This is a genomic window from Pectinatus cerevisiiphilus, assembly GCF_004341685.1.
Classification (GTDB): Bacteria; Bacillota; Negativicutes; order Selenomonadales; family Selenomonadaceae; genus Pectinatus; species Pectinatus cerevisiiphilus.
In genome coordinates this window covers 49569-74442 of the sequence record NZ_SMAA01000006.1, presented here as the reverse complement: position 1 = coordinate 74442, position 24874 = coordinate 49569, and the positions used below count along the sequence as shown (strand labels likewise).

The following is a 24874-nucleotide window of genomic DNA, read 5'->3' as shown; positions in this document are numbered from 1 at the left end:
TTGAAAATAATAAAGTTTTTTGTTATACTAAAAGCCATATGCAGCGTAGCTATGCCCATGTTTTGTGCAAATAACTTATGGAGAATAAAATTGGAGCAAAAAAAAGTAAAATATAAGAGAAGCTATCATCGTATAATAATTATAGGGTTGGTTTTTTTTGTCTTTATCGCTACAGTACTGGCATATAATTTTTCAAAACGTATTGCTGCCACGTCGGCAAAGCCAACTGTTTCCTTAGATGATAAATACACTATTATGGTCATGGGGATAGACAGTCGCAGCGACGATGTAGGGCGAAGCGACACAATGATGTTGTTTAACGTCGACACCAAGACTGACGATGTTTCCGTAATGTCAATACCACGTGATACCAGAGTGCAAATGAAGGGACACGGCTATGATAAGATAAATCATGCCTACGCTTACGGCGGCCATGAACTGAGCAAGGACACAGTGCAAAACCTGTTGGATGTGCCAATCAATTATTATGTACTAATAGATATAAAATCTTTTGAAAATATTATTGACGCTATCGGTGGCATAGACATTGATGTCGAAAAAAGGATGTATTACGATGATCCTTGGGACGATAACGGCGGGCTGCATATCGACCTTTATCCGGGAATGCAGCATATGGATGGTAAAAAAGCAATAGAGTATGTCCGCTTTCGTGACGGTGAAGGAGATATTGGCAGAGTTGCAAGACAGCAGCATTTTTTAAAGGCTGTTTTGGAAAAAGTATTAACGCCGTCTGTTCTACCAAAATTACCTGAGATAATAAAAGAAGTGAGTGCGACAGTAAAAACTGACATGCCGTTTACTGACATGCTTAAATTCGCGGGAATGATTCCAAAAATAAAAGACGGCACAATAACCTCTTCTATGCTTCCCGGCCAAGCAGCCTATATAGACGATATCAGTTACTGGCTGCCTGATATAAAAGCACTGCGTCAGGACATTGCTGAAATGCTGTCCCTAAATGTCACAACACAGATGCAGCAAGATACTGATAAAACAGCAGCAGAATATGCCAAAGACCTGCCTAAAGGTTTGAAACTGCTAAATGAAGATGCCACAGAAACCAACCAGAACAGCGACAGTGAAACGAAGACGGTTGAGAAAAAAGCCGCACCTGTAAAACCACAGGATATTACCGTTATGGTTATCAATTCGAGTGGTATAAATGGAGCGGGAGCTGCAGCGGCAGATATATTAATGAATAAGGGTTTTAAAATATCCAGCGTGGAAACAGGCCGCACCTCTGCCAACGAAAAAACACGTATAATGACAAATGAAAATGCAGTTGGCCTTTTCTACGGCATGCCTTTCCCTTGTGTAATAATGACCGGCAGCGGAGAAAAACAGGCTGTATTGAATATTGGCAAAGATTTTAAGAAGTAAGCTGTAAAATAGCGGAAATTGAATTTCCGCTATTTTGCATGAATATACAAACAAGACGATATAAAATATTAGTGCGTATTAGACAGATTATCAGCTAAATTACAAAATTGGGATGTGAAAAATTGAGCTTGCTGCGTATTGAAAATATAGCAAAATCATATGGTATCAGAGAACTATTCAGCAATGTTTCTTTCGAAATAACTAAGGGTGATAAGATTGGCCTTATTGGTGCCAACGGTGCAGGTAAGACTACTCTGATGAACTGCATTATGGAAAAAGAGGACTATGACAGTGGTACGGTAAAAATGGATGCAGCGGACAGAATCGGTTATGTCGAACAGCAGGCTAGTTTTACTGGGAATACGCTGTATGAAGAATTGCTTACCGTTTTTGCTGATTTGCTGGAATTAGCCGCTAAAAAAACTGCCCTTGAAAAAGAAACGGCACAAGAAACACAACGGTCAAAAATAGATGCTATGATGCATGAATATGCAAAAATTTCTGAGGAATTTGAACGGCTGGGCGGTTACGAATATGAAAACCAAATTCGTCGTATAGCTTTTGGCCTGGGTTTCAGTGATGCCGACCTGCAAAAATCACCCTTGCATTTTTCAGGCGGACAAAAGACACGTATTTGTCTTGCGAAGGCACTTTTGCGCGAACCTGATTTTTTATTTCTCGATGAACCGACAAACCATTTAGATGTCACAATGATAGAATGGTTGGAAGATTTCTTGCAAAACTACAAAGGCGGTATCTTAATGATATCGCATGACCGTTTTTTCCTTGATAAAGTGACAACCTCTATAATAGAGCTAATTGATAAAAAAATAGACATTTATGAAGGCAATTATTCAAGGGCAATGCGTGTACGTGCCGATAGACGCGCTGCTTTAGAGTCCGCTTTCGTTAAACAACAAGAACACATAAAAAAAACGGAAGAATATATTCGTAAATATAAAGCCGGTATAAAATCAAAACAGGCACGCGGCAGGGAAAAACAGCTAAAAAGATTAAAAAGGATAATACTTCCCCCCGATCCGGCAGGTTTTAATTATTTTCTATTTAATCCACCCTTGGAATGTGCGCAAAAAGTGTTGGAAATAGAAGATTTATCTTTTTCCTTTGATACGGTTCCAATCTGCAACCATCTGACGATGACAGTGCATAAGGGAGATGGCATTGCCCTGATTGGGCCTAACGGAACAGGTAAAACAACATTGCTCAGGTTAATTTGTGGTGAGCTTGAAGCAGATAAAGGACGAATAAAGCTTGGCAATCGTGTAAAAACAGGTTATTTCTCCCAGCACCATGAAGAACTGAACGGGCAGAATACGGTATTGGCAGAAATAACCTATAATTACGGTATTGCAGATGAACAGGCACGAAATTATCTAGGGGCATTCTTATTTAAAGGTGACAGTGTCTACAAAATAGTGGCTGAGTTGTCCGGCGGAGAAAAAGCACGTTTAGCACTACTAAAGCTGATGATGGACGGTGCTAATTTTATAATTTTAGATGAACCGACAAACCATTTGGATATTCCTGCCCGCGAGGCCGTAGAAAAAGCCTTGATGACCTTTCCGGGAACTTTCCTTGTTGTATCCCATGATCGGTACTTTTTAGACAAGGTTACCAACTGTACTTATGAAATGACAGACGGACAGCTTAAACAATATGATGGCAATTACAGCTATTACCGGCAAAAAAAATTGGACGAAGCATCTGCACCTATAGAAAAACAACCTTCTGCCAAAAAAGATAAAACTGCTGCTAAACCCGCTGCAATAAAAGAAAAGAAACCTTATGTAAAAGATAAGCTAGATAAAAGTAAAAATAAAAAAGAAAATTTATTTAGTGAAGATAAAAAACAACTTGTTTTGAAACGCTGTGAAGCGGAAATAGCTATGCTGGAAGCAGAACTGAAAGCCTTAGAAATGCAGATGAACGATCCCAGCCTCCAGCAAGATCCACAGGAAAGCGCCAAAATAGCCAATGCCTATGCCGCCAAACAGGCTGAAATCGATGCAAAATACGAAGAGTGGGACAAGCTTATGCAATAACTATATCATGATGTGGGCAGGGTAAAATTATGGAAAAGATTGAAGGCAGTATCCAAGCGGTGATTTTTACCAACGCTACCGGCAGCTTTAGCGTATTTCGTTTGAAACCAGAACAACAAAGTACTTCAATAACAGTCACTTGCAGTTTTCCCGCTCCTTTAGTAGGACAGAATGTCTGTGTAGAGGGCAGCTGGGTAGTCCATCCCCGTTTCGGCCAACAGTTTAAAGCTGCTAAACTGAAAGCAACAGCACCGGACAGCTCTGACGGCATTGAACGCTTTTTGTCTTCAGGGGCACTTGCCGGTATAGGCCCAGCTATGGCGAAACGCATTGTTGCCATGTTCGGCAAAGAAACATTGCAAATTATAGAAAACTCACCAGGCAAACTCTGTGAAGTCAGCGGTATTGGTAAAAAAACAGCGCAGAAAATTTTTGAATCGTATAATGAACAGGGCGAACTGCGCGAAATTATGATCTGGCTGGAGACACATGGGCTTTCCTCCACTTATGCCGGACGCATCTTTGAAGAATATGGCTCTTTTGCCATTGAGATAATGGAAAATGATCCCTATCGGCTCGCACACGATATTGACGGTATCGGTTTTTTAACAGCAGATCAGGTAGCTGCACAGCTCGGTGTAGAAAAAAACGATGACAGCAGAATAATTGCCGGCATAAATTTCGCATTACTGCAAATAGCCACAAATGGACATTGCTGTGCACCGGAAAACCTTATCGTAACTAAAACAGCAAAGCTTTTAAATATAGGAAGAGAAAGCATCCATACCAAATTACAACAAGAAATTGACCAGGATCATCTATATACGGAATACATAGGCGGTGAACAGCTTATTTATCCGCCCTATCTTTATTTTGCGGAAAAACAAACTGCCCAGCGAATTTTAGAACTTGACAGCAGTGTCGAACCGCTTCCTCTCGAAAACGCGGCAAAGATGACCAGCGAATGGGAAGCCGGCAGCCAATTAAAATTGGCGCAAAAACAAAGGGAAGCTATCGAAGCTGTGCTGCGACACGGCATGTTCATCCTGACCGGTGGGCCTGGTACAGGAAAAACAACAGTGATCCAAGGCATACTTTTTGTATTGCAGCATTTTGGTTTAAAGGTACTATTAGGCGCGCCTACCGGACGGGCAGCCAAAAGATTGGCAGAATCGACAGGACAAAGTGCCAGCACTATCCATCGCCTGCTTGAAGCGACAGGAATAAGAGCCGGTGACGAATCAACCTTCGGCAAAGACAGTGATGAACCACTTGAAGCTGATGCCATCATAATTGATGAAGTATCAATGGTAGACATAGTGCTCATGCAACACTTTCTCAATGCAATACCAAACGGCTGCCGTATTGTTTTAGTAGGTGATGTCGACCAACTGCCCGCTGTCGGCCCAGGTGCCGTATTAAAGGACATGCTTCGTTCGGGCGCTGTTTCTTCATTAAGACTTGAGGAAATTTTCCGTCAGGCACAGGAAAGTATAATAATCCATAACGCCCATGCCATAAATGCCGGCAGAATGCCAGACTATACTTCAAGCAGTGATTTTATTTTTTTGGAAATAGAAGATGACGAAACTACAGCCGCAAAAATAGTCTCTTTGTGTAAAAACGACCTGCCTGCCGCAGGTTTTGATCCTCTTACAGATGCACAAGTACTTGCGCCAATGCATCGGCTTCCCTGTGGTGTAAGCAACCTAAATAAATTATTGCAGGATGCTTTAAATAGTACCTCAGCAGAAAAAAACGAATACAAAACAGCCTCCCAGACCTTTCGTTGCGGCGATAAAATAATGCAAATAAAAAATAATTACGAAAAAAATGTCTTTAATGGTGACATAGGCTTTATAAAAGCAATAACACCGCAAAAAATCACCGTCACTTTTGGTGAAAATAGTGTAGATTACCAACAGGCTGAAACCAACCAATTAATGCTTGCATATGCCATGAGTGTCCATAAAAGCCAAGGGAGCGAATATAAAATTATTATATTACCGCTTACGAATGGACATTTTATAATGCTCCAGCGCAATCTTTTATATACAGCAGTTACAAGAGCAAAAGAAAAAGTTATCCTGCTCGGTTCCAAAAAAGCTTTATACACAGCTGTGCAGAATAACCGGACACAAAAAAGATACACTTTACTGGCAGAACGGCTGGCACATAACATAAATTAAATTTGAGGTAATATTAAACTATGGATATCTTAAACGCATTTATGGAATTACTTTTCCCACCGCGCTGCCCTTCATGCCACAGCTATGTACAGCATGAAGGCGATTGGTGTACGCCATGCCTGCAAAAAGAAACGAATGTCCACTTGGTAGCGCTTCCACCTGATTCCATATTTGACAAGGTCTGGGCTTTGGCTAACTATCATGGAACGATGCGCAGCTTAATAATAAATTTAAAATACAATGGGAAAAAAAGTGCCCTGCATAGCATTCATAAATACATAGACACTGTATCATTATCGCTGTCATTACCAGCAGATATAGACAATATAATCTGTGTCCCCCTGCATAAAAAAAGATTACGGCAAAGAGGTTTCAATCAAACTGAATTGATATTTAAAAAATGGCTTAACACCCAAAACCGCCACTTTGAAGAATACCTCAAGCGTACTCATTTTACGGAGCGTCAGCATAAATTAAATAGAAACGAACGGTTCCGAAATATACAGGGAGCATTTTCCCTAAAAGAGAATTTTACAGCCCAGAGAAAATCTTTTTTACTCCTCGACGACATTTATACTACAGGTGCAACCCTCGAATCATGTGCTGCTGTCCTTCGCAACAACGGAGCCACAACGGTATACGGATTGGTTCTGGCCAGTGATGCTTAAAAAATTATTGTGCGTACATAATATAGATTGTTAAATTTAACCGGCTAAGTTATAATAATAACAACGACAGTTGCTATGGGGAGGGAATATCATGGCTAATAAAATGAGGAATTGTCCCGAATGTGGAAAAATATTTATTGACACCGGAGCGGGCATGTGCAACGACTGCTTGCGCAAGGAAGAGCAATATGAAGTGGTTGTCTGCAGCTATCTGCGTGACAATCCCGGCAGTACAATAAAGCAAATATACGAAAACACCGGTGTAAAAGAAAAAACTATTATGCGTATGCTGCGGGCCGGAAGATTTGTCGGTAAAGGTGAAATTAATTATCCTTGTGAAAGATGCGGCAAAATGATTAAAGAAGGCCGTTATTGTAATAAATGCGCACAAGAATTAAAAGCGGACATAAAAAAAATAAAAGATACTATGAACCAAAGGAAACAGGCAAAAGAAAACCAAGGTAAGGGTTCCATAAAAAGCCGGGGCATGTATCTGAAATAAAATAACATGCTGTCTAAATATACGAAAATCTTCGAAAATAGTATATTGGATGAGAAAAATAGTTATATTTATCCGATATTGTCCCTTAATTTAAACAAAGTTATTGCCGATATTACTTTATAAGAAAGTATCGGCAATTTTTTTTAGGAGGGGATATATAATGATTTCAAACAGTGGTCACATTCACTCTGTTGTGAACAATATATATGTAAACAATGTCAGCAAAACTAATCCCAGAACAGAAAACAGCAGGGAAAGTGATGCCGACGGTGATAAAATCGTTCTATCCAATGAAGGACAAGATTTTGCTGGGTTTTTAAATAAACTCAGGGCTATGCCAGAGGTCAGGGATGATCTAGTAAAAAATTACCGTACACTTATAAACAATAATAACTATCAGGTAGATGCCGATAAACTTGCAAATAATATTGTAAATAATGTTTTATTTTAATGTCTAAATATTAAATTAAGGAGTCTGTCATGTGGCAAAAATTAATTGATATCATCCAAACTCTTGTAGAAATATACGCGCAGCTCTTTGTGCTTAACGAAAAAAAACGTAAAGCTGTTTTAGACATAGATATGCATACTTTGGAAGGTCTTATAAAAGAAGAACAAGCAATTATTAATTCTATAATTACAGCAGAACAAACACGTAAAAACATTTTAAAAACAATGGCCGTTAATAATTCGCCAATAAATGAACATTCAAATGTCAAAAATTTACTGCATTTTTGTCCACAAGAATATAAAGATAGTTTTCTAAAAGTAAACAATGACTTGTCAGCAAGTGTACAAAAAGTTTCTTCCATAAGTGAAGCAAACAAACTTCTAATGCAAGGTGCTTTGACAGCCGTTAACATGAATATAAATTCTCTGGCAGGCATTAAAGCTGATCCCGGCTATGGGAAAAATGGAACCCAAAACTTTTCACCCCATGAGAAAAATTTTGAACTTAAAATTTGAGGATACAATATGGATGACATAATAAATAAATATCAACAGCAACTTGACAATTATAAACAATTGCAACTCTGTGTTGCCCAGCAAAGGACATACCTTACGGAACTCAATGACAAAAGTTTCCAGGAAGAAACCCATAACATGGAAACATTAATGAATGAAATAAAAAAACTGGACCGCAGTATAAAAAAAGAACATACCGACAAAGAAAATACTGCTGTTATTAACCAGTTTTTAGGGCAGATAAAAACTCTAGCAGCAGATATTCAAAAAATCAATACGGCTAATACACTGTTGCTAAAAAATAGAATGGACTTTATAAGGTTTAACATAAATGTAGCGACCCAAGCTGTGGCTGGTGCATCATATAAACCTGATGGCGATACAGCAAACAGTACGAGAAAAATAAAGATGTTTGATCAGAGCATATAAAAAGGATGATGAATAATGAGATCGACATTTTCAGGATTAAATACAATGGTCAGTGGGATTCAAGCACATCAGCTCGCACTTGATACCGTTGGCCAAAATTTAAGCAATGACAGCACGGAAGGCTATTCTCGCCAAAGTGTTAATTTGGTGGCAACAAAGGCATTAGACCAAAGCACATTATATGGTACCAGTTATGTAGGAACTGGAGTAAATGCAGCTTCAATAACAAGAGCCCGTGACATTTTTGCCGATAAACATTATTGGAATGAAAACTCTACTAAATCGTATTATGAAGAACGACAAAATAATTATACGACAATAGAAGACATCTTTAATGATTCCCAAATAAATAGTGAAGATGTCGGACTAAAAAGTTCAATAAATGATTTTTGGTCTTCTTGGCAAGAATTATCTACGGCTGCCAGTGATAATGATACCCGTATTAACGTACGTGATATGGCTATAACCATGACTGACAAGATAAAAGACATGGCTTCTAAAGTACAGTCACAAATTACTTCTAACTATGGACAATTGCAGGCAGATGTAACTGACGTCAACAAAATTACTGATCAAATATTGTCTTTGAATAAGAATATCGTGCAGCTGGAAGCCAACGGTGGCATGGCAAACGATTTACGTGATCAAAGAGATAAACTTGTTGATGATTTATCAAAATATGTAAAAACAGATGTAATTATACAAAGCGACGGATCTTATACTGTTAACAGCAATGGCAGTACCTTAGTCGATGGTAAAAGTAAAATTACACTAAGTCTTCAAGCAGAAAACAATTCAGAATATGGAATAACTGATTACAATCTGATATTCAAAGAAACTGGAACAATTTATAATCCTGCTGACGGAGAAATGAAAGCTGTGCAGGATAACGTTGCTGAAAATAAAAGTTACATTGATAAACTTGCCGATTATTCTGCTTTCTTCCTTACAACCTTCAATGCCCAACATAAAGAAGGATATGGTATTGACGGTGCAAATAACGGTGCTGGCTCAACTGATATCAATTTTTTTGGGGATACAACAAATACTTACAACTGGGTAGACGATAAAAATAGTCTGGCTGAAGGTTACGAAAAAGCTTATGTTGAAAAAACTGACAGTACTGGTAGTATCGAAAAATTGCGCGGTATAAACCTTATTAATGAACTATCAGTTAACAAAAAAATAACAGCTGAGGGTGGTACAGATTACATAGCTGCCAAGGGAGCAAATAAAACCACAGATGCTGATGGAAAAACCTATTACACCGATGCATCAGGAAATAAAGTTGATTATGCTGATAGGATCCCAACTAAAAATGGAACTGCTGATGAAGCAGATGGTTCAAATGCTGTAACCTTAAGCACACTCTTTAACACATCACTAAATGAGGCTGCTATCAGCGATACTGTACGGAACGCTGCAGGACAAGTACTTGATGCCAACGGAAATGTAATAAAACAAAGTTCTACCGGAAATTCATCTTTAAATGACTATTATGCTGACGCAATGGCTGTATTAGGTACTGCCTCAGCCACTACTGATGATAATGTAACCAAAATGACCTCGATCGTAACACAAGTTGACAATTCCAGACAATCCATTTCCGGAGTTAACTGGAACGAAGAACTCACGAACATGATTAAATTTCAGCAGGGGTATTCAGCCTGCACTAGAGTTTTAACAACTATGGACGAAATGTTAGATAAACTTATAAACAGCACAGGAACAGTGGGAAGGTGATGATTAGATGCGTGTAAGTAGTACAATGATGCTTCAAAATTACATGAACGCAGTTAACGGGAATTATGAGCAGCAGGCAAAGCTCACAGAACAAAACGCTACTCAGCAGCGACTTAATAGACCGTCCGATGATCCCGTAGATTATTCCAGATATTTATCATATACAAATAATGACGTTGAAAACCAACAATATATCGAAAACGCGCAAAATGGTGTCTCATGGATGAAGGCCAGTGACAATGCTTTGACAAATATAAAAAGTCAATTCGATACTTTTGTAGAACAGGTAAACCAAGCTGCTAACGGAACCAATGACGGTACAACTGACAATCCGGCTACAGCTAGTCAGCTGCTTGCCATTTTGCAGGAAACCATCAGTCAAGGTAATCAAGACCTCGGCAACAGATATCTTTTTGCTGGTCAGAAAGATAAAACACAACCATTTACGCTATCAGATACAAAAGTAGAACGGGGACTAACAAAAACCCTTGATGAAAATCAGTCAAGCTTTTTTGGCAAAACAGTCAAAATAAATGGTGTAGATACAAAAGTAAAGGGCGGAACCCAAGTCGGTAATTTAAATCAAATGCTTAGTCTAAAGGGCAGTGATGGTGGCGAATACTATCTTGATCCAAGTACAGGTTATATCTTCTCTAAGGATTTTGTACAAAATGGCTATAAGGATAAAATAAACGCCGGCCAAACTAGCGTTACCGCCGCTGATGCTGTAGGCAGAATTACTCTGACCACAAAATCAGCCTTAGCTGACTTACCAGCAAATGCCAGTGAATTATCAGCTGGCAATTTAAATGCCACAACATATGCCAGCCAAACTGATTATAATAATCTTACAACCAATGTACGCAGTGATTTTATTAATCAATATTTTGACAATGCCAATAATGGTGCTTTAAAGGGTAGTAGCAATATAACAGAAGCCGTTAATGGCTCCAGCCTTACTTTTTCTTTTAACACAATAAGCCAATATGTGGTTTCCTATACTGGTGATGACAATAAAATATCCATGGTTAAGCTGAGCGGAGATGCAGATGAGACCCGCGACAGTGTCAATCTCACCGGTACAGATGTTTTTGGTGAAAGTGACATCTTTGGGACATCACATGGAAGTGCTACCTTAAATGACCTATTAACTGTCGTTGCAGAAATGGACGGTGGTAACCAGGCATGGTTGTCAAGTGATGGTATCACCCTGGCAAATAATGCGGTCACAACACTTCAAAAGTCACAAACAGCACTTGCCTCAAGACAACTTGCTTATTCCAATGCAATTGATACCATGCAGAATCAAAATGTGGTAATCAAGGATAATATAAATAATGTTAATGGTGTAAATACCGCAGAAGTAATGACCAAACTACTTACCGCGCAGACAATATATAATATTTCCATCGCAATGGGTAAAAACATTTTACCTAAATCTATAGCAGATTATTTGAGCTGATAAACTTCGTTTTTCAACAATTTTGGAGTGTGATGCACGGATGCTGCAATTAAATATAAGAACGACAAATTTCATACTAGGAATGAAAGCTGACCCGGGAAAAGTGGATCCCAATATGCCAGAACCGACAAGCAAAGGGAAATATGAAGCTCCAAAAAATAATTTGAAGATTATTCCGGTAAGTGTTAAAATTAATTCTACGGCTGCAAGAGAATCACTGGGCTTATATACGGTGTCCGCACTTGGAAAAAAACTTGCCTCACAAGGTGCCGAAGGGCTCAGTGAGGGCATCGCAAGAAGAATGCGTGAAGGACGTGAAGTTCGAAATAACGGTCCATTGACAAATGTTCTGGCTGATATAAGCCGCGAAAATATGATGCCTAAACAAGTAGGTTTAACGGTAAGTTCAATGCCAGCTCCCCAAATTACTGTCACACCATCTAAGATAGAGGGAACTATTGATCCAGGAATTTCAACGATTGAAATCACACCAGGAAAGTATACATTACAATACCTTCCGGCTAAAGTTAACATCTCTGTAAAACAATATGCATCTGTAAAGATGTGGACTACACAAAATAATTATGATGCTTACGCATAATTGGAGGTTCTCAATTGAAGAAAATAGACACGACTAGGTTCGGCTGTATCGATATTGATGAAAATAAGATAATTAAATTTACGGAGGGAATTCCTGCTTTTGAAACAGAACATGAATTTATAATTATTCCGTATGGAGAGGAAACGGCATTTTTATTCTTACAATCAGTTATAACACCTGATTTGGCATTTTTAATGGTTAATCCCTTTGCTTTTTTTGCAGACTATGAAATTACTATAAATGATGATGTAATGGAAGCCCTAAAAATAGAAAAACAGGAAGATCTGTTAATCTTCTCATTTTTAACAGTACACGATGGAGACGTTAAAAAAACGACAGCCAATTTGCTAGCCCCTGTTATTATAAATCAAAACAATCTTCAAGGGGTACAATTGATACTGGAAAATACGGATTATACAACGCACCATAAATTGGTAGCTGATAAAAATACGGGGGATAATAAATAATGCTTGTTTTAACACGCCGCCCGGGTCAATATATAACTATAGGTGATAACATTGTTATTCATATTTCTGACGTTCAGGGAGCAAACGTTCGCCTGGCAATAGATGCACCACGTGACATAAAGATATACCGTGGTGAAATATACGAAGCAATATTGGAAGAAAATAAAAAATCGGCTGCCCAAACACCAGATGCTGATTTATCAAAAATCATGAAAGATAAATGAATATTTTATTATTGGGCTAATTTACAGTAAAATTTATCCATTTTGATAATAATGAATCAGTTTTACTGTTCTATATAAATCTCGCATAACCTGCGACAGATTAAAGTTTAAAAGGGTAATATTCGCCAACCGACTAACAGGAAAAACATTTTTAGCTGTTCTAAGCTCTTGTTATCTGCGCCAAATGCACCGGCAGTGGCATTTTACTCAATTGGGATGTTATTTTCTATGGAGGGAATGGATTATGCTTGATAATGTATTAAATGCTATTTCAGGTAATGTGAAGGCTGTGATAAATGATCTGTCTTCTTACACCGGGCAAAAAAAGGATGAATCGGCAGAAACACCGGTTGAAACGACCAATTTGAGTTCATTGTCAGACAGAAACAAGGTAGAAAATTTACTAAACACAGCTATTGATGATGTAAAAAAGGGGACCACCCCAAATTTTTCTGCTGACGACGTAAAAAAAATGACCGATAAACTGAATACTGATATGAACGACATGAATCTCCAGCTAAAATTTGTATGGTATAAGGAACTTGATCAGCTTGGTGTAAAAATGATTGATATAAATACACAAAAAACGATCAAATCATTTCCACCTGAAGATGTCATGAAAACACTAATGAAAACCAAAGAATGGGTTGGCAAATTTCTTGATGAAAATGCATAATTATACAGGAGGTAATAAATGTGGGTGTAAATGGAATATACGGACTTTCTTCAGGACTGGATGTTGAATCGTTAGTTACACAAGCCATGTCAGCAAAGCAAAGTCAATATGACTCAATGTACAAAAAAGAAAAGGCTGCTGAATGGACTAAAGATGCCTATAACGAATGGTATCAAAAGTTAAGTGATTTCCAAAATAATACTCTTTATAAATATGCACTTTCCAGCGGCATGCAACCCAAAACCGCAACAACCTCAAATAGTAATGTGGTAACGGCTACTGCAGGAGGCAGTGCTGCTGCAATCTCGCACCAGATAACTGTCAACAGCATGTCTTCAAACGCATATTTAAAATCAACAGCTGAGATAACCAGACCTACTGGTGTTGATAACACTAGTATTAAGTTGTCTGATATTCTAGGTGTAACAAACATTAAGCTCACTTCAGCTGACGGAAAAACAAACCAAACGGATAAACTGACCTATACCGTCAATGGCACTGATTATGAACTTGACGGTACTGCCATGGACGAAACTGCACTTAGCTTTACCATTAGGGATGGCGGCACAACAACGAATGCTGATACTAATATAGAAACCAAAAATACTTATACTGTTTCTTTCAGTTATCGTGATCTTGCTGAAGGCACACTCAATGATTTGGCTGCTAAGATAAACAACTCAGGGACAAATATAAATGCGCAGTATGATACTGCCAATGACTCATTCAGTATTTATAATAAAACAGGTGGCAATAATAATCTAATCGACATTACAGTGGATAAAATTGATCTTCCTGATGACCTTTCTTCTAAAGGAGTTGTTAACAGCAACGAAAATACCAGAAATTTATTAGGTGCATTACAGCTTGGGCAATATAATGCCACGACGGATACCTTGGGAAGTGCCATAAGCGGTACAAAATTCAGTGACACACCCGCAGATCCGGCTAATTTAAATACAGCATATAGTGATAACGCTTATAGCGGCATTGACGGCAGTGTAAAAATAGATGGAAAAACATATACAACAAACAGTAATCAGCTCACCGTTGACGGCGTAACATATAACCTTGTTTCCCAAAGTCCGAGTACAACAACGACTGTTGATGGTGTTACAACTACGACATATGCCAGTTCCACTGTATCGGTAAATCCTGATATAGATACAGTGATCAAAAATATGAAACAGTTTGTTGATGATTACAATACTCTACTCGGCAGTCTCAAGACAGCTGTCAACACTGAACCGGATGAAAATTATCAACCATTGACGGATGATGAAAAAAAAGCTATGAGTGATGACCAAGTAACTGCGTGGGAAAAGAAGGCGAAACAAGGGCTTTTATATAAAGACAGCACCTTAACAGATCTCATAAGCGATATGCGCTCCGCTGTTAATCAGCCTATCTCTGGCATTAGCGGACAATACAACAGCTTAAGCAATCTCGGTATATCGGTTTCGGCTGACTGGACCAGCGAAAACAGCGGTGTGCTCAGTCTTGACGAAGATAAACTGAGAAAAGCTTTATCCGCAGACCCTGATGCCGCATACAAGGTTTTGAATAACCCGGCAGCAAATCAAGATGACAGCAGTACCCAGGGCGTGGTAAAACGTCTAAATACAGCTATGTCAGCAGCTATAGGCACAGGAAGCATTGAAACTGCCACTGGCTTAAGAGGGATGGCCGGTGTTACCGATTCGGGTAACTATGCAGACCAAAGCTATTGGGGTAAGGAAATAACAAACTGGAAGGACAAAATGTCTGACTTTCAAGATGCAATGGATAAATACCAAGACAGTTTGTACAGCCAATTTGATGCGATGGAAACAGCAATTCAAAACCTCAACTCACAATATAGCTTTGTTTCCAGCTATCTTGGCAGCTAAAATTATATAAACCAGTTATATGATATTATCGTCTAATCGACAGTACAAGGTTTATGTTTGATTTATGCTTTTGAAGGGAGCATTAACTTATGCAAAATGCGTCCTATACGGCGGATGCGTACAAAAGGCAGCAAATACTTACTGCAAGCCCAGAAATGCTGACACTTATGCTTTACAATGGTGGCATAAGATTTATTAATGAAGGTATAAAATTTATCAATGAAAAAAATTGTATAAAATCAAATAAAGCATTACTGCGAGCACAAGATATAATGATAGAATTCATGGCTACACTCAACATGGATTACGATATAGCTAGGCAGTTATATCCGCTTTATAATTATATCTACCGTATTCTAATAGAAGGAAATATGAAAAATAATACCGCCAAATTAGAAGAAGCCAAAACATTATTGACGGAACTTCGTGATACTTGGCATGAGGCAATGAAAATAGCCGGCAAGGAAAAAAATGATAATAACCATTAATGAAGTATTGAAATATATAATGGCAAGCGGTATACTGGGTAGGGATGTGTGACGAAATTATGGTTAATGATGATCAAGTAGTTGCTGCTTTATGGAAAAAGTTTTATACTCTGACGGAAGAGATGTATCGTTTCATAAAAAGAAATGATATTGATACATTTTTCGACCTTTTGCAGCAAAGAATCCAAATCCAAAAAAAAATTGAGCAACTTGGCAACCGTACTTATCAGAAAACCGATGCGGGCAAAGCCCTCATCGCCTCAATTAATCCCATAAACATGAAGATCCGATCTTTAGCCCAATCGTGGCTTATTCGTACACGAAATAAAAATCATATGGTTCATTCGTATGATAACCCTGATATCATGTCACTTGGTTTTATCTTGAATCGAAAAATGTAAAAAAAGTTTTTCTTAAAGTATTAAGTTTTTTTTTGCATTGCCGATAATAATTATAGGATCGAAAACCAGCTGTCCTGAGCGATCGGCAGCGATAGTTGGTTTTTAGATAAAACCGTTGAGGATGATAACGGTAATAAAACAATTAACTCAAGGAGGAAATTTCTTATGGCTTTAGTAGTAAAAAACAACATGTCAGCTCTTAACACGCTGAACATAATGGGAACAAACAGCAACGCTTTGTCAAAAAGTTTGCAAAAAGTATCTTCTGGTATGAAGATCAATAGTGCTGCAGACAATCCAGCAGGTTATGCTATTTCCGAACGTATGCGTACTCAGATTCGTTCTTTGGATCAGGATAACCAGAATGCCAAAAACGGTCAGAATATGTTAAAAACAGCAGAAGGTGCTGTTTCTTCAACAGTTGATATCTTGAAAACCTTGAAGGAAAAAGTTCTTGATGCAGCCAATGATACCAATACAACCTTTGACCGCAATACCATTCAGGATTATATGAATCAGGCTATAGACCAGATCAATGACAATGCCAATGCTTCTTATAATGGTAAACTTCTTGTTGATGGTTCTATGAATAAGGCAACTGCTGGTGCTACCGTAACATATACTAATGAAAGTTTAGGCACAGCGACTGATTTTGGTTCTGCATTAACTGATCTAGTTGATAGAAATGGTAATTCACTCAATATTTTAGACAAAGATACTGTTTCTATTTCTTATGTTGTCAACGGCAAGACTATGACAACCAGTTTTTCTGTTGGTTCAAGTAAATTATCTGATGTTTTTGGCAGTGTTACAAGTGCTACAGGGTACAGTGATTTTGCTAATAGTGTTTCTTTTGGCAATACTTTTGCCGACAGCCAAATTGGTACAACTGCTGAAGGTCTAATGATGCATACTGCAGACGGTACATCAGTATTAGCTATTTCTTCCAGTGCATCAGGGGTTGGTGGCAATATTGCTGGTTTTACTATCAGCATCACTGGTACTGACGGTAATGTCAAAAAATCTGTAAATTCTAAGCTTGATGCGTGGAGTGAACAGATTAGCGCCCAGGATAAATCAAATGATAATGCTGTAACCATGCAGATTGGTACTAAAGCAAACCAGTCCATTCGTGTTGGCCTTAGTGATATGCGTGCCCAGGCACTTGGTCTACAGGGTGTATCTACTGACGGCAGCGTTCAAAACCTTGATATTACTACTCGTGCTAATGCTAATGCATCCATCAATGTACTTGATAATGCCGTGCAGAAAGCTCTTAAAGAACAGACAAAAATTGGTTCTGTGGAAAGCCGCTTAGACTACACGCAGGATAACTTAACAACGCAGAGTGAAAATGTCCAGGCTTCTGAATCAACCATTCGCGATGCTGATATGGCCAAAGAAATGACCGAATATACGAAGAACAATGTTCTGATGCAGGCTTCTCAAGCTATGCTTGCCCATGCCAACCAGAGCAGTCAAAATATATTGCAGTTGTTGCAATAATTGTTGCGCAGATAGCAGATATCTGGCTTCATTAAGGCGGATGTATTTACATCCGCCTTAATTTTATATCTAGTTTCAAAATCTAATATCCAGGTATAGAATTAAAAACTAAAGACAGGGGTTGATATATTATGGATAGGAAAAACCTAGACAGTAAAAAAGATACCTCTTTAAATTTATATACAAATGAACGCATACCTGTTTTTGACCGCAGTCAACCATATAGAATGCTTATAAATACTTTAGAAGAAAAAAATACTGACCTAAGCATTATAAAACAAGCAATAGCTACTGCTATGCAATCGTTCCCCACATTACCAGACTTTGCGGCAGAGTATGCCAAAATCTTAGCATCAGAATATGATTTTGTAAAAGCAGTGCAATATATGCAACGTGCTTTTACATTAAAAGAAAAATATGCCGAAAAGGAACCATCGCTGTTCACAAAGGAATTTTGTGTTATAGCAGCAAAAAACATTTCCCAATGGCAAAAGATTATTAAATTAACAAGAACAATCCGCTTATCCGCATGCGTTATAATTAAAAATGAAGAAAAGAATATTTTGCATTATTTTAATCGCATTCGTAATTGTACCGATGAACAAATCATTGTGGATACAGGTTCAACGGACAACACACTTTCCTTATTACAAGAACTACCCGCAAATATTTATCATTACAAATGGCAAAATGATTTTGCCGCAGCTAAAAATTTTGCCATTAGTAAAGCCCGTGGAGATTGGATAATATTTCTTGATGCAGATGAATATTTTTCACTGCCTTCTGCTGAGAAACTGCGTGCTATCATCGCTGCCGAAACAGCAGCCGCAGTGATACCAGATACCATTATGTGCACTGAAATAAATATAGAAGAAAAAACTGGTAAGGAAATAAATCGCTTTGTAAATCCGCGTATTTTTCGCAATCTTCCTCATTTACGCTACCAAGGTAAAATACACGAACAAATTTACAATAGCAAACGGCCTCTCACATTAAAAACAAATGACAGCTTATGCATTTACCATACGGGATATTCCACAGCTTTAACTAAAGAAAAAGCACAGCGTAATCTGCAATTACTATTGTCGCAAAAATATGATGAAAATAATCCTGTGCACTGGCATTATTTTGCGGATTGTTATTATGGTATGGGAGATTTTCAAAAAGCTGTTTTCTGCATAGAACAATATTTTCGTCAAGATAAATACCAAGTAGTAAATGCGGAATGCGGTATCTGGCGTAATTACATAAATGCCCTATTAATTTTAAAAAAACCATTTTCCCAAATAAAAACAGTGATAAAAAATGCTATTGCAAAATTTCCCCAAATAGCTGACTTTTATACTTTTGCCGGTTACATTGCTTATCAACAAAAAGAATATATCCAGGCAGAAAAGTATTTTTTAAAAGCCAAAAAGATTTATCGCCAAAATAATCAAATGAATATAACTGGGACAGCTTTTACTGCTGATAAAGAAAATATAGATGTATTTTTAACGAAAATTAAACATTTAAAAAACAAACTTACAATCTCTGCCTGCGTCATTGTAAAAAACAATGAAAAAGATATAAAAAAATGGTTGGACTGCGTCAAACATTTTAGTGATGAAATAATAGTGATTGATACGGGCAGTGAAGACCGTACCATTGATATCACCCAAAAAGCAGGTGCCACTATTTATTCTTTTCCGTGGCAGGATGATTTTGCCAAAGCTAAAAACTATGCTATTACCAAGGCAACTGGTAAATGGATTGTCTTTCTTGATGCGGATGAGTATTTTGCTGAAGGTACGGACATAAAACAGCTGCTGACATCCTTTGAGGACAAAGTAGAAGCCGTGTCGTGCAATATGGTAAATATAGATGTAGACAATAATAACACTGAAATAAACAGATTTCCCCAAATCCGCGTATTTCTCAATGATATCCATATAAGATATAAAGGAAAAATACATGAACAATTACATAAATCTACTGGGGAGCTGCAAATAACCACAAAACCAGATCTAATAATTTACCACACTGGATATTCGCAGAGTATTTGTACCGAAAAGCTGAAACGTAACCTGATGATCATGCTAGATGATATACAAAAAAATGGTGATAATATATATTATTACAGATATCTAGCCGACTGTTACACTGCTTTTGCTGACTATGACAAAGCCATCTTCTATTATAAAAAACATTTACAGACGGGGCTGCATTCTCTAGGCAATGAAAGCGAAGTATATTTTAATTTGATCGATTCCATGATAAAAGGGAAGAAACCTTATATACAAATACTTCCCTTTATAAAAAAAGCCTGTATTCAATTTCCTCAACATCCTGAATTTCCAGCACAATTTGGTGCATTAAATTTTCTTTTAAAAAAGTATAGTGACGCTAAAAAATATTTACAACTATCACTTGCAATGAAAAATAACGTTCAAAACCTTTCTACTGATAACTTCACAGCCCTTGTTCCTGAAGTATATAGATACCTGGCTGCTATATTTTTTCTAGAAAATAATACCAAAGAATCTTTCATTTACCTTGACAGGTCATTACAAACGAACAAATACAATTACAAAGCTTTACGGCTTTTGATAAAATTGCTGAAAGCTGCAAAGGAAAAAGAAACTTTTGCAAGCATTATGAAGTATTATGATTGTAATATAAAAGATTTATCTTTTATCGGCGACCAACTTTTTGCAACAGGTAATATAGCTTTATTTACTTACTGCAATCAAATTTTACATAAAAAATTCAATATTTATTCAGAGAATTGGAAAGCATGGGATATACTTATGAAAGAAAATAAAGAAAATGCTTTTAATGAATTATTGGCACATGCAATAGAAAAAATACAATTATTATTTATTTCTTTATTAAGTGCAAATGATCTATCAATAAAGTACCAATCAATTTTACCCGACCCTATTTGGAACTGTTTATGCGCATATTACGGGAAAACCAAACTACAGGCGGATAATGATTTTGATGCCTATCTGACACTACTACCTGTGGTCATAAGCCGAACTCCAAACAGTATTTCCCAAAAATACATAGCAATGGCAATGACTTTCCCGAAAGGAATTCTTATAAAAGTGATAGAAATACTTTATCGTTTTGAAAAATGGACGGAGTTATATACCTTCTTACTGGAGATAATGAAAGAACAAAGACAGAGTAATAACAACTTTCTTTTTATTTTTGCCAAATGTGCATATTATAATAAAGACTTTACTAATGCGGAAAATTTTTTCCAGGATTTATTAAACAAGAACTACCGCCCAAAAGAGGTTAAAGCTTATTTACTATGGATTAAAGAAAGAAGAACAGGAAAATGGTAAAAATATCCGCCTGTGTAATCGTCAAAAATGAAGAACGAAATCTACCACGATGGTTTAAATGTATGCAGCAAATTGCCGATGAAATAATAGTCATTGACACTGGTTCTGTTGATAACACTAAAAACATAGCTATATGCGCAGGTGCACAGGTATATGATTTTAAATGGCAGGACGATTTTGCGGTAGCTAAAAACTATGCCATAGATAAGGCTTCAGGAGAATGGATATTATTTCTTGATGCGGACGAATATTTTTCTCAAGAAACAGGCAAATACGTCAGAAAAAATATTATAGCAATTGACCCTGCTATAAAAATTTTTATGTGCCGCTTAACGAATATTAATGAACAAGGAAAACCTACAGGTACTTCTTATATGGTAAGGGGATTAAGGAATAAACCTGGCCTACGCTATAAAGGTCCTATTCATGAACAACTTTTTTATTATAATAAAGCAATTACAAATATTGCCGTCATGTCTGACGTAGAAATATATCATACAGGTTACAACCTACAAATCGTTGAAAAGAAATTACGGCGCAATCTGCGAATTATACGTAATGATATCCAAAAAAATGGTAATAATAAACGTTATTATGCTTCTCTAGCTGATTGCTATTATGGTCTAGGCGAATATGAAAAAGCTATTCTCTTTGCCCGAAAATTTATTGAATCAGGTTTGACAGCCCTTGGTGGAGAACTGCAAGTATATTATACACTTGCCGCTGCTATGCAATTGAGCGGTAAAAGTTATGCTGAAATCAATACTGCTTTAGTGCAATATGGTATGCAATTATCAAATGGACATATTAAAAAAATTTCTATACTTGATAAGAAAAAAATTTTTATTTCAGCTTGTGTTATAGTTAAAAATGAAGAAAAAAATATCAACCAATATCTAAAATATATACATTCTGTTGCAGATGAAATTATTTTAGTAGATACAGGTTCACAGGATAATACTTGTAATATTGCCCAAAAAGCCGGTGCAAAAATTTACAAATTCAAATGGTGTGATGATTTCGCTGCCGCTAAAAATTATGCGCTAGATAAAGCCCATGGTAAATGGATAATCTTCCTTGATGCTGATGAATATTTCCCAGACGAAGCAGGTATGCAACTTATTTCTTATATAAAAAAATATGACTCTGACAACACCGTTGATGCTTTAGTCTGCAAACTTATAAACATAGATGCAGATAAGGATAACAAATTTATAAACAGTTTTTATCAATTGAGAACTTTTCGCAATTCATCATGCTTACGATATACCGGTCGTATTCATGAATGCCTGTATCGCAATGATAAAAAACAAATGGGCATGATTGTTTTACCCGATGATATTCATATTCTGCATACAGGTTATTCTTCTTCTATAATGAAAAAGAAAGCTTTAAGAAATCTTTCCTTAATTCAAAAGGAAATAGAAAAAAATGGGGAAAGACCTGAATACTATTCCTATCTTGCGGATTGTTACTACAGTTTTCGTGACTTCTCTAAAACAGCATATTACAGCAAAAAATTTATCGACAGCGGGCTAACAATGATCGGGGCAGGAACTAGTATATACACACGCCTTATTGACGCACTTTCCTTATCAGGACATAAAGATGATGAAATTTTAGAGGCTATAGATTTAGCAATAACAAAATTTCCTTCTTCTGCCGAATTTTTATTTATGAAAAGTTCTCTTCTCTTACGGCAGCATCATTACATAGAAGCTGAAAAATATTTAAAAAAGACATTTACAGTATGGCATACCGGTGAAAAAACAATCACAATGTCCTCTATGCCTGCTTTAACCAATGCCATTTATGGTACTGCCGGTATTTTGGCACAGCTAAAGGGAGATACTGCATCTGCTATAAGATTTTTTGAGAAGTCTCTGCAGCAAGAACCCTGCAATGAGAAATTTTTTGTTCAATTATATAATTTACTTAAGTATCGTCCCATACACCTGATAATAAAAATATTTAACAGTATTTACAGAAATAACGAGAAGTATATCAGCTGGCTTGTCACAATGTTGCAAAAACATGATAAAGGACCATTACTTCTTCATTATTCTCCCAAAATAAAAGATGAAGAACTGCAGCTTTGGACAGAAAAAAATTATTCTGCCTTAAATGCTATTTTAGCAAAAAAACTAGATAAAATTTATAAGTCTTTAATAATCGAGGTGTTAGCAAATAAACAAAACAATACTTACAAACAGGTGGCTATCTTACTGCCTGCCGCGTACAAAAAAGTATTTACTTTGACAAAAGAAAAATTAGGCTTGGAATGATGGATGAATTATGAAAATAACTGCATGTACTATAGTAAAAAATGAAGAAAAGAACCTACCTATATGGCTTGACTGCATGAAAAAAATTGCCGACGAAATAATAGTTGTTGATACTGGCTCGACAGACAACACAAAGGAACTGGCCAATGCTGCCGCTACTGTTTACGACTTTATCTGGCAGAATAATTTTGCTACTGCCAAAAATTATGCGTTATCAAAAGCAACTGGAAATTGGATATTATTTTTAGATGCCGATGAATATTTTCCTGTTGCCGCTCTTAATGTCCTAAAACAACATTTAAACAAGGCTGGTAAAAACATCGAAGCATTTTTGTGTAAAATAAAGAACCTTAATGAACAAGGGACAATACAGAGCAGCTTCTTTAATATACGCATTTTTCGGCATCTGCCCTTTCTCAAATATGAAGGAATAGTGCATGAACGTTTAATAAACACCAACGGGAAAAAAGTTATTGCGGCTGTTATGGATGAAAATGTATATATCTATCATACCGGTTACACTGGTAAAATGATCCAAAGCAAATTAGAACGCAATCTGACTTTATTAAAAAAAGATATAAAAAAGAATGGACTGCGTACATCGCATTATATATATCTTTCTGAATGTTATAGTAATATGAAGAAATATGACCAGGCAATTTTATGCTGTAAAAAATTTCTCCAAAACAAAAGTGATGCTGTGGGGATGAGAGTATATATTTATACACGGCTCATTGAACTGCTTTTTTCCCAAAAAAAAGATATCCCTAAAGCCTTGTTCTATATTGATAATGCTTTAAAAGAATTTCCTGATAACAATGATATTCTTTTTTATAAAGCAAATTATAAATATATTTTAAAAGAATATATTACTGCCGAAAAACTTTTTACTAAAATTCTCATCACTAAAAATACATACCAGCTTAATGCCAGCACTATAGAAGGAAAAACTGCATATATATATGAATGTCTTGCCCATATTGCCGAATTAAAGGGTAATGAACCGGCCGCAATAAAATATTATAAAAAAATTTTGCTTAATAATTACGCCAACAAAAATATTTTACTCAAGTTATATAAACTTATACAATACAAAAGTGTTGCTGAAAAAATCAGTATCTTGGATGATATTTATAATAATGATTCTCTAAAGCTTAAATTTCTGCTAAAAATTTTATATACATATACATCAGATAAGATAAATTTGTATTATCGACAATTTCTACAGGAAAAATACGGTATAAAAATAGAACACAGTTTGATAAAGGATTTTCTCCTAATAGAAAATTACACTGCTGCTGCGCGTGAAAGTGCTGTTTCACTAGCAAAGGATTATAATTTCACCGCTGGTTCCGCATTTTTTACTAATAATACAAAAGAAAAACTTGTTTTACTTAATTCCCTTCTACCTACTGTTTATCAAAATGCCATTAAAGAATGTATGGCAAAAACCGCCCTCAAAGATCTCAATAATAATGAAGTAAGGCAAATTTATGAAAATATACAGACAATAAGACAAAATGCAGAAAAAGTCCTTAAACAAAACAATAAGTAACATATCCTCATACAAGACAGGAAA

At 36.6% G+C, this 24874-nt stretch carries 21 protein-coding genes; all 21 read left to right on the top strand.

Annotation, left to right across the window (positions count from 1 at the left end; translation table 11 throughout):
- The first annotated feature begins 90 nt into the window (after positions 1-90).
- Positions 91-1401 carry an LCP family protein gene (locus tag EDC37_RS05340; protein ID WP_231039970.1) on the top strand — a complete coding sequence of 437 codons (1311 nt, stop codon included), beginning with the start codon at positions 91-93 and terminating at the stop codon, positions 1399-1401.
- Between the two features lie 122 nt (positions 1402-1523).
- The gene (locus tag EDC37_RS05335; protein ID WP_132548686.1) at positions 1524-3464 is read left to right on the top strand and encodes an ABC-F family ATP-binding cassette domain-containing protein; all 1941 of its coding nucleotides are present in this window, start codon (positions 1524-1526) and stop codon (positions 3462-3464) included.
- A gap of 29 nt (positions 3465-3493) precedes the next feature.
- The gene (recD2, locus tag EDC37_RS05330; RefSeq protein ID WP_132548684.1) at positions 3494-5653 is read left to right on the top strand and encodes an SF1B family DNA helicase RecD2; all 2160 of its coding nucleotides are present in this window, start codon (positions 3494-3496) and stop codon (positions 5651-5653) included.
- A 20-nt stretch (positions 5654-5673) separates the two neighbouring features.
- Complete coding sequence (locus EDC37_RS05325; RefSeq protein WP_132548682.1) at positions 5674-6321, top strand: ComF family protein; 648 nt, start codon at positions 5674-5676, stop codon at positions 6319-6321.
- 91 nt (positions 6322-6412) lie between these two features.
- Complete coding sequence (locus EDC37_RS05320) at positions 6413-6823, top strand: flagellar protein (protein WP_132548680.1); 411 nt, start codon at positions 6413-6415, stop codon at positions 6821-6823.
- Positions 6824-6983: 160 nt separating this feature from the next.
- Positions 6984-7274 (top strand): flagellar biosynthesis anti-sigma factor FlgM, encoded by a 291-nt coding sequence (gene flgM / locus EDC37_RS05315; RefSeq protein WP_132548678.1) that lies wholly within the window; start codon positions 6984-6986, stop codon positions 7272-7274.
- Positions 7275-7303: 29 nt separating this feature from the next.
- On the top strand, positions 7304-7789 hold the full coding sequence (locus EDC37_RS05310) for a flagellar protein FlgN (RefSeq protein WP_132548676.1): 486 nt from the start codon (positions 7304-7306) through the stop codon (positions 7787-7789).
- 9 nt (positions 7790-7798) lie between these two features.
- Positions 7799-8218 (top strand): flagellar export chaperone FlgN, encoded by a 420-nt coding sequence (gene flgN, locus EDC37_RS05305; protein WP_132548674.1) that lies wholly within the window; start codon positions 7799-7801, stop codon positions 8216-8218.
- Positions 8219-8233: 15 nt separating this feature from the next.
- Positions 8234-9961, top strand: a complete 1728-nt coding sequence (gene flgK / locus EDC37_RS05300; RefSeq protein WP_132548672.1) for a flagellar hook-associated protein FlgK — start codon at positions 8234-8236, stop codon at positions 9959-9961.
- Positions 9962-9968: 7 nt separating this feature from the next.
- The gene (locus EDC37_RS05295; RefSeq protein WP_132548670.1) at positions 9969-11423 is read left to right on the top strand and encodes a flagellin; all 1455 of its coding nucleotides are present in this window, start codon (positions 9969-9971) and stop codon (positions 11421-11423) included.
- Between the two features lie 40 nt (positions 11424-11463).
- Positions 11464-12024 (top strand): DUF6470 family protein, encoded by a 561-nt coding sequence (locus tag EDC37_RS05290; protein WP_132548668.1) that lies wholly within the window; start codon positions 11464-11466, stop codon positions 12022-12024.
- A 14-nt stretch (positions 12025-12038) separates the two neighbouring features.
- Positions 12039-12491 (top strand): flagellar assembly protein FliW, encoded by a 453-nt coding sequence (gene fliW, locus EDC37_RS05285; RefSeq protein ID WP_132548666.1) that lies wholly within the window; start codon positions 12039-12041, stop codon positions 12489-12491.
- Positions 12491-12715, top strand: coding sequence for a carbon storage regulator CsrA (csrA, locus tag EDC37_RS05280; RefSeq protein WP_132548664.1), 225 nt, complete (start codon positions 12491-12493; stop codon positions 12713-12715). The genes fliW and csrA overlap by 1 nt, the downstream gene beginning before the upstream one ends.
- Positions 12716-12959: 244 nt before the next feature.
- Entirely contained in the window at positions 12960-13391 is a 432-nt protein-coding gene (locus EDC37_RS05275) for a flagellar protein FlaG (protein ID WP_165874461.1), read from the top strand.
- 20 nt (positions 13392-13411) lie between these two features.
- Positions 13412-15280, top strand: a complete 1869-nt coding sequence (gene fliD, locus EDC37_RS05270; protein WP_132548660.1) for a flagellar filament capping protein FliD — start codon at positions 13412-13414, stop codon at positions 15278-15280.
- A gap of 89 nt (positions 15281-15369) precedes the next feature.
- Positions 15370-15768 carry a flagellar export chaperone FliS gene (fliS, locus tag EDC37_RS05265; protein ID WP_132548658.1) on the top strand — a complete coding sequence of 133 codons (399 nt, stop codon included), beginning with the start codon at positions 15370-15372 and terminating at the stop codon, positions 15766-15768.
- A gap of 44 nt (positions 15769-15812) precedes the next feature.
- Entirely contained in the window at positions 15813-16169 is a 357-nt protein-coding gene (locus tag EDC37_RS05260; RefSeq protein WP_132548656.1) for a flagellar protein FliT, read from the top strand.
- Positions 16170-16334: 165 nt separating this feature from the next.
- Positions 16335-17675 (top strand): flagellin N-terminal helical domain-containing protein, encoded by a 1341-nt coding sequence (locus EDC37_RS05255; protein ID WP_132548654.1) that lies wholly within the window; start codon positions 16335-16337, stop codon positions 17673-17675.
- A 131-nt stretch (positions 17676-17806) separates the two neighbouring features.
- On the top strand, positions 17807-21010 hold the full coding sequence (locus EDC37_RS05250; protein ID WP_132548651.1) for a glycosyltransferase family 2 protein: 3204 nt from the start codon (positions 17807-17809) through the stop codon (positions 21008-21010).
- The gene (locus EDC37_RS05245; protein ID WP_132548649.1) at positions 21004-23295 is read left to right on the top strand and encodes a glycosyltransferase family 2 protein; all 2292 of its coding nucleotides are present in this window, start codon (positions 21004-21006) and stop codon (positions 23293-23295) included. Before EDC37_RS05250 ends, EDC37_RS05245 begins: the two co-directional genes overlap by 7 nt.
- Before the next feature lie 10 nt (positions 23296-23305).
- Positions 23306-24850, top strand: coding sequence for a tetratricopeptide repeat-containing glycosyltransferase family 2 protein (locus EDC37_RS05240; RefSeq protein WP_132548647.1), 1545 nt, complete (start codon positions 23306-23308; stop codon positions 24848-24850).
- The last annotated feature ends 24 nt before the right edge of the window (positions 24851-24874 follow it).